This is a genomic window from Streptomyces sp. NPDC102437, assembly GCF_044765565.1.
Taxonomy (GTDB): Bacteria; Actinomycetota; Actinomycetes; order Streptomycetales; family Streptomycetaceae; genus Streptomyces.
On record NZ_JBIWKI010000021.1, the window covers coordinates 21,601 to 28,932 of the forward strand.

5 protein-coding genes are annotated in these 7,332 nt (G+C 62.2%); all 5 read right to left on the bottom strand.

The features are described from left to right. Nucleotides 1-394: 394 nt before the first annotated feature. Nucleotides 395-1,915, bottom strand: a complete 1,521-nt coding sequence (locus ACIRJP_RS25400; protein ID WP_404178372.1) for a gamma-glutamyltransferase — start codon at nucleotides 1,913-1,915, stop codon at nucleotides 395-397. Between the two features lie 362 nt (nucleotides 1,916-2,277). After that, complete coding sequence (locus tag ACIRJP_RS25405) at nucleotides 2,278-4,656, bottom strand: ATP-binding protein (RefSeq protein ID WP_404178375.1); 2,379 nt, start codon at nucleotides 4,654-4,656, stop codon at nucleotides 2,278-2,280. Nucleotides 4,657-5,032: 376 nt separating this feature from the next. After that, nucleotides 5,033-5,263, bottom strand: coding sequence for a hypothetical protein (locus tag ACIRJP_RS25410; protein WP_404178378.1), 231 nt, complete (start codon nucleotides 5,261-5,263; stop codon nucleotides 5,033-5,035). 138 nt (nucleotides 5,264-5,401) lie between these two features. Further along, nucleotides 5,402-6,172, bottom strand: coding sequence for an ISAs1 family transposase (locus ACIRJP_RS25415; RefSeq protein ID WP_404178381.1), 771 nt, complete (start codon nucleotides 6,170-6,172; stop codon nucleotides 5,402-5,404). A 352-nt stretch (nucleotides 6,173-6,524) separates the two neighbouring features. Beyond that, the coding region (locus ACIRJP_RS25420) for a hypothetical protein (protein ID WP_404178384.1) at nucleotides 6,525-7,332 on the bottom strand (808 nt) is incomplete at its 5' end.

The following is a 7,332-nucleotide window of genomic DNA, read 5'->3' on the forward strand; positions in this document are numbered from 1 at the left end:
GAGACCTGTGGACGTGTGGAAACGCTGGGCAGACCAGCAACTACCCCACGCCCCGAAGCCCACCACGAAGGACTGAAACGATCACTCGGGAATCAAGCCGGTGGATCCAAGCTCGGTAGCGAGATCTACGCATTACGAGACCATGAGTGTTCGTGACGCCTGATTCCAGCTCGTGCCACCGGGCCTGATCAGAAGACGTGCGGGCGGTCCCGCCATTACACCCTGTGCTATCTCATCCAAAGGCGTCCGGCCGCACTCTGGCCGCACCAATAGGGGTATCAGGCCACCTGAGCAGCGTTGTCACTGCCCTACAGAGTAGTCACCGCCCGCGCGAGAAGCTGTCGGAACGGGCTTTTTCGCGATCGCGCGCCCGCGACGCAGTAGGCGTTTGCGCCTACCGACGTTCGCGGGCATTGGCCAGCACCGCCTCGGTGTGTTCGATCGCGAGGTAGGTTTCGGCAGTTGTTCCCTCCAGGAGCCCGCTCTCCTCCGGGTCCTCCAGGGACACCTCAACCTGGCGGCCCGACAGAAGATCGCTCCACGACCGTGCATCAGCCTGCGCGAATCCGTGGCGGATATCTGCGCGCAGGCGTGGGCCTCGCTCTTCTTCCTGCTCGTAGTAGGCACGGCGGGTGGCTCGGCTGTACTCCTCGCGCTCCTCGTCGTCGACGCTGTGACGCGGCCTGACAAGGTCGGGCAGGAACAGGGACTCATTCACGGGCATCTCGGACTGCGCCTGGTGCAGGGCGGCACACGCGGCGAAGAGTCGTCGGGACATGCCCAGGTGGAGGCCAGTACCAGGAAGACGGGCGGCGATAAAGTCGCTGGCGTCCCCGCGTGATCGCAGCGCGGCCTCGCCGGTCACGGATTCGGAGCGCAGTCGGTACCGAATCTCCCGGGTTGGCTCGTCGTGCTCCACGGGAGTGAGGGAACCTGTGCGGTGTCGGAACCGCGCGGAGCGCGCCTTGCTGACGGGGATGAGGCGGAGATCTTCCACTGCTCCGAAGGCGATTGCCTGGTAGGCCATCAACTGTGACCGGGCCACTGCCAGCAGCGCCTCCACATCTTCCGCAATGTGGTCCTCAGCCCCGTCCGGCGGCGGGCCGAGCGGCGGGAGCTCGCTGCCGCCGCCAGGGGGCAGAGGCGTGTTCATCGTCGTGTCCACCGTCATGAACAGGTAGTCGTCCTCCCACTTCTTCCGGTGTGGCAAGGAGGTGCCACACAGTACCTGCCGGTGGGGGACGGTCATGAGGTCACTGCCGCCGTTCAGCTGCACCTTGCCGTCCTTCAGACGCCCCTCGCCGAGGTGGCGGCCGGCTTTGGCTTCGACGAGCCAGGGAAGCCGCGGACTCGGATGCGTGCCCCATAGATCCGGCAGCCGGAGACTTACGTCCACGAACCCCTGGTTCCCGTTGGGGCCGCCGGCCTCGATGTGCCGCGTGCTTCCCAGACCAGACATGCCGACACACGCCCACTGCGCCATGGTCATCCCCAGGTGGTAGCCGAACGCCGAGTGAGCGCTGCGCTCGGTCCCGTGCTGATAGACGGCACTGACGAACAGCCGACGCCCGGCCGCATACTCCGGCCCCGGCACGTCCTTCATGCACAGGTAGGCCTGCAACGGTGCCACCCGCGCGATGAATTCGTTCACCGCCAGCCAGGGCGTCTTCCGAAGCCACGGCGCCAGATCCCGCCCGACGCCCGTGGCCGCCTGCAGGATCTGCCGCCACGTGGTCGTCGCCAGATAGAAGCCGTCGCCGGGGAGCTGGTCCGCGACGGGCCACGGGTCCACCGGGCTCTTCCACTGCGCTTCGGAAGGACGCCGGAGCTTACCGGTACTGCGCACCACAACGGGTACGTCCACGGCATCCGACACTTCGAAGAGGTAGTCGACAGCGTCCTCAGGCGGCAGCATAACCATGAGCCACAGCTTGTCACGTCTTCACTGTCTCCATTGGCGCTGGCCGAGCCGCAGGTCGAACGGGTGCTCCGACAGCGACCCTGTTCACGGTTCAGTTGCGGTGGACGCGCCACGTCGTGAACGGGGCACCTGCTGGCGCCGGCTCGCGGCGAACTGGCGCCGCTGTAGTTCGTCCAGCCCAGGACCCCGACCTCTACGGTGAGTTGCTCGCGAACGAACTCTGACACAGGGAAGCAACACGCTGATTGTCTGCAAGACCTAAGCACGCCGTAGATCGTGGTCGGAATATCCATAGGACCTAAAACACGATCCGATATCGCCCGAGTGCAGGTCAGTCTGTCCTGCGAGCGACAGGATTAGCGAGCATCCAGAGCCGAAGCGAGGATCATGAATTCTTCTCGAACCTTATCGGATTCCTCGTTCAACCCGACTTTCAGCAATGTAATCCCGAGGGTCTCTAGAGCCATAAGAAGGTTCTCGCGATCGTTCGCGTTGCGAAAAGACTGTACAGCTTCACGATACGCTTGGATGGCTTCATCAATCCTTCCCGCCTCTTCGAATGTCCGCCCAGAGCCGCCTATCGCCAGACCTCCCATAGAGGGGTCTCCTACCTCGTGGAAAATTTCGGCTGCTTGGCGATAGATGGCGACAGCATCGTCTAGCTGCCCGGCCCTTCGGTGGCCCAGTGCCAAATTATCTAGAGCTTCAGCGAGTGCATGACGGTCGCCGGTCTCCTCGCAGAGTCGCACATCTTGCCAGTGAGCCTCGATAGCCTCCACATAGCGCCCGACTCCCTGTAGCGCGAGGCCGTAACTGCCGAGCGCTGCCGCCTCGCCATGGTGATCGCCGAACTCCTGGTAGAGGGTAGCCGCAACCCGATGCTCCTGCGCTGCCTCGGTAAATTCTCCCGACTTCCTTAGTGCCATTCCAAGAAGGTTTCGCATTGCGGCTTCTCCATGACGGTCTTCCCGGGCCTGGCAGTCCGAGACTGCATACCTATGGAGCGGGATCGCCTCTTGGACGTCTATCTCCTGGAGTGCTAGGGCAAGACTTCCGAGTGCCTTCGCGGCCTGAGGGTCGCCAAGTTCGCGGAGAATTTCGACGGCCTTGAGGCCGACCTCGACCGACTCTCGATATCTACCCAGATGGTACAGAGACTGCGACGACGCATTGAGGGCTACTTCTTCGCCATACCGATGCCCCGACCTCTGACAGGCGTCAAGCGCCTCTTCGCCAATCTCGAGGGCTTCGTCAAAGCGCCGAACGTGATAGAGGACTTGCGCGAGGGCACTCAATGCCCAGCCTTCGCGGTACAGGTCACCTTGCATTCGGAGTGCCTTCAGCGCCGAATTAAGGACCGTAATCCAATCATCGAAGTAGCGGCGCAGATGAAAAAACTCGTCCAGCGCAAAGGCGAGATCAACGCCGATGTCTTGGCCCGTTTGGACAGCTGCAACGAGATTCGATCGCTCTTCCTCAAGCCACTCAAGGGTTTCAACCTCGCCCTCCCCATGCCCATTGCGTTCCTTCAGGATAAAGTTGGCGGAGGTCGTCGTCGCGAGATAGAAGAAAAGGACCCTCTCCAGCGAGAATTCACGCTTGTCCAGTTCGGCGTATTCCCTCCCCTTCTCGTCCGCGTAGAGGCGAAGCAGGTCATGCAGTCGCCAGCGTCCCCATGTTGCGCCGGGCTCGATCAGGTGCGCCCGAGCCAGATCCTCAAGGGCGACTTCAATATTCGTATCGCCCGTGAGGTGTGCCGCGGCACGGGAGGAAATGTCGGGTCCTGGATTGAGCGGCAGCAACCGAAAAATACGAGCCTGGTCTTCACTCAACTGTAGGTATGAGAGCTCGAAGACCGCCCGAACAGCGCGATCCTCTCGCTTAAGACGGTCAAGCCTCGCGTGGGCGACGAAAAGCGCCTGGACGAGAGACGAAATGGGGCGGGAAGGAGAGTCGGCGAGCAGGGCGGCACAGATCTGCAGCGCGAGAGGCAGGTTGCCACAAAGCTCGACCAGGGCATGGGCTTGGTCCTGTTCATGGGCGACCCGCGAGTCATTTTCTCCGCGGGCCTGAAACAGGACTCGCCGAACGAGTTCGACTGACGCCGACGGCTCAAGCACCTCTAGGTCAAGGATTCGCGCACCCACGGCGAGTGAATGGCGAGATGTGACAATGGCCGTTCCATCATCGTGCGACGGCAACAGCGGCTCGACCTGTCCATCACTGGACGCATTATCAATCACTACTAGAATATGCTTGCCCCGGCTGGCATAGGCCGACAGAATCGACCGATACAGCCGCGTTCGATCAGGTAGGTCAGACGGAATTTGTTCGCCTGGAATCCCGAGAGCGATGAGCAACGAACCCAATGCTTGTCCGGGCGAAAGATAGCGCTCATTGTCGTAGCCAAAGAGGTCAATGAAGAGTATGCCGCCAGGAAACCATCCGGTTCTCTTCTCGGCCTCCGCAGCTGCCTGTAAGGCAAGCTCGGTCTTTCCCACTCCTGCCATGCCTACGACAGCAGCAAACCGTGCCGTCTCCTGTTGTGATGTACTCGGATTCAACTGATCGAGCAGAGAACTGAGCTCTCGGGATCGCCCCACGTACGTTCGCGAGCGTAGGGGCAGCCCGCTAAGGGCAGGTGTGACGGACGGTGGTAGTTGCACCGTGATGGTATGTCCCTGGATGACCGCATTGAAGAAGATGCCGTCATCGATTTCATTCGATGTTGTCACGTGCGTCTCTCCTTCGCATCGATGGTAGCGCTGCAGCTTGCTACGACCCTACCGAACGTCACCTACCTCAACACATATGGGCCGAGGCTACTGTTTATCTAGTCGGTTCCGCGAAGTTCCTGGTCGGCGTCGATCGGGAAGAGTTCGAACTGCTCCTTGGCGGACACCGAGTACTTAGCCTTTATTACGTCTCCGTAGGCGCGCAACGCTTCTACGATCTGGGCCTTGGGAGCACGGCGCGAGCTGCAGGAGGTCGTACAGCAGCTGGCTCTCCGCTGGCCATTTTGCTCTGGCTTTCGTACCTTCGACGTCTCGATTTACATGGCGGAGAATGGCGCCGAGGTCATCTCCCAATCAAGGGTCGACCAGGGCTTGATCAAGTTCCGTTGAGGTCGGGCTTGTGGGTGATGCCCAGGATGAGGAGGGCTCGTTCGGGTTGGTCGCGGATGGCGCGGGTGGCCTTCGCGATGTTGGTCGCTCCAAGGGCTTTGAGGGCTCCGATCGCGAGGTTGCGGAGGGTGGCCATGACGCGAGGTGCGTTGCCGGCGTGGACAGTGGAGGCGTCTTCGGCGAAGGTGCGGTCGCGGATGTGGTGCTGGGCTTCCACGGTCCAGTGTCCGCGCAGGTGGGAGGCGAGTTCGGCCGGTGTCGCCAGGTGGACGTCGAGGCTGGTGACCGCGTAGACGGTCTCGCGGGTCTCCTTCCTGCCGGTCTCTTTGCGGCGGCGGTGAACGCGTAGGGCGAGCTACGCGTGGGGGAAGGCGATGCCGCCGAGGTTGTCGGCGATGGCGAGAGCCTTGATCGAGCGGGACTCGCGACGGCCGTGTCCCTTGTTCGAGGCGGTGTGCTGGATGGCCGCGGCATGCCAGTCCAGACCGTCCAGTTGGGCCCAGGCGGTGGGCTGATTGGGCTTGATCACGGCCACGTAGTGCGCCTTCTTGCTCTCCACCACCCAGGCGACATTGGCCTTCACGGAGTGCAGCGCGTCGAAGGTGACCACGTCTCCGTCCAGAGCGAGCGGTGCAAGCAGGGGCTGGAAGTGCCGTGTCTCGTTGGTCTTGGACCCAACCTCAGCCTGGGCGAGGGTGACCGGGCAGCCGTGGGTGACGGCGGACAGCAGGTGCCGGCGGGGCTGGTCCAGGCGGGCGGAGCCGCGCAGTGCCTTGCCGTCCACGGCGATCACTCGTCGCCTGCCCGGGGCTGAGGCGGTATGGCGGTGAGCCAGCCAGGCTCCCACGGCCGCATCGAGCGCATCGGTGTCGAGACGCTCAAGAACCCTCCCGAGCGCGGACCTGGACGGTGCATGCCGCCAGCGCAGCAGGTGACGGTGCACGCCGAGCATGGCGAGTAGCTCTGCGTCGGCGCGGCCGCCCCACTCGGCGAGTTCGTCGATGGTCCGGGCTCCCGAGACCGCGGCGGCCGCGCAGACCAGCAGGATCGAGGTCAGCGAGTACCAGCGGCCCCGCCGGGAGCGAGGATCGGGCACCGCCTCCAGGAAGAACCGCAGGTCAGACATGTCGCCCGGACGGATCGGACTCAACTTGGCCAACACGGCAGGGATCGGGGAAGATGAGACAGCGGACACGGGAATCCTCTTGATCACTTGGCTTAGACACCTGAATGATCACGGATCCCGTGTCCGCTCTGTCGTCCTCCCCAACTCGCTGTATCCTCACGCCAGTTGGGCGATTACGGAACTGCGCAAGCCCTGCTCCGCCTGACCGGCGTCTGCAACATCGCCGCCGGCCCCCACCGGACAGCCCGGGACCAAACCCGCACTCTCGCTCTTCTCGGTCTCACATGATCAAGAAGGACGAGGCCCAACTACGCCGAGGCCCTGCTCCTGAAACTGAACCGTAGTTTTTTTCTCACCGGTAAGGGCGAAGCGCACGGTGCAGTGCAGCAAATTCCTTCGATGTCGTAATACCGGGAATTTGCATCACTTCCCGCACTCTGCGAGCGTTACTTCCCATGCAGCTTGAAGATTCAGGCGCGATTTTCCAGGTCATGCCGCTGGGGTAGAAATATTCATCCTCGCCAGGGCTGAGGATAGCTAGGGGGCCAATACTGAGGTCAGTACCATCCGCGTCGTGGAGCTGAATCGTCACGACTCCCATCCAAGGCGACTTGCCAGCCTCCTTCGAATCGGGGCCGACGGTCAGGGAAAAACGGTCGTTCTCCCCGGACTTCACATCGAAGACCACATCTTCTTCGGTAGCTTTAGTGAATGGAGGTTTCTGCGAAAGAGGGATTTCGATGGCGTAGTGCGCCGAAGTCCCCAGGTCCCCACCCGTCCCTCCGCAGGTTTTGAGGTTCTCCGAGATTTCCACATTCGCACTTATCTTCGTAATGATCGCCGAGCCACTTCCACGATTACGGACGGCGATATTGATCTCTGAGCCGCTGAGTCCTGTGACCTCCTTCTTTGAATCTCTCGATGTCTCGACCCCTTTCAACTTGTCAGTAAACTGTGCGCTTACAGCAGTGACTTCCAGAAGCCCCCTGCGCTCGGCTTCCTTCTTCCCTGTCTCCGCTTGACTGTCACCGCTCATTGCCGAGTCCCACGCAGGAATCAGTGCGACGATGCTGAGAACCAGCGCCACAGACGCGATCAGTGTGCCGGGGGTGCGCCAGCCGTCTGCTTGCTGCGGCGGCACAGGCGGGTTCGCACCCTGC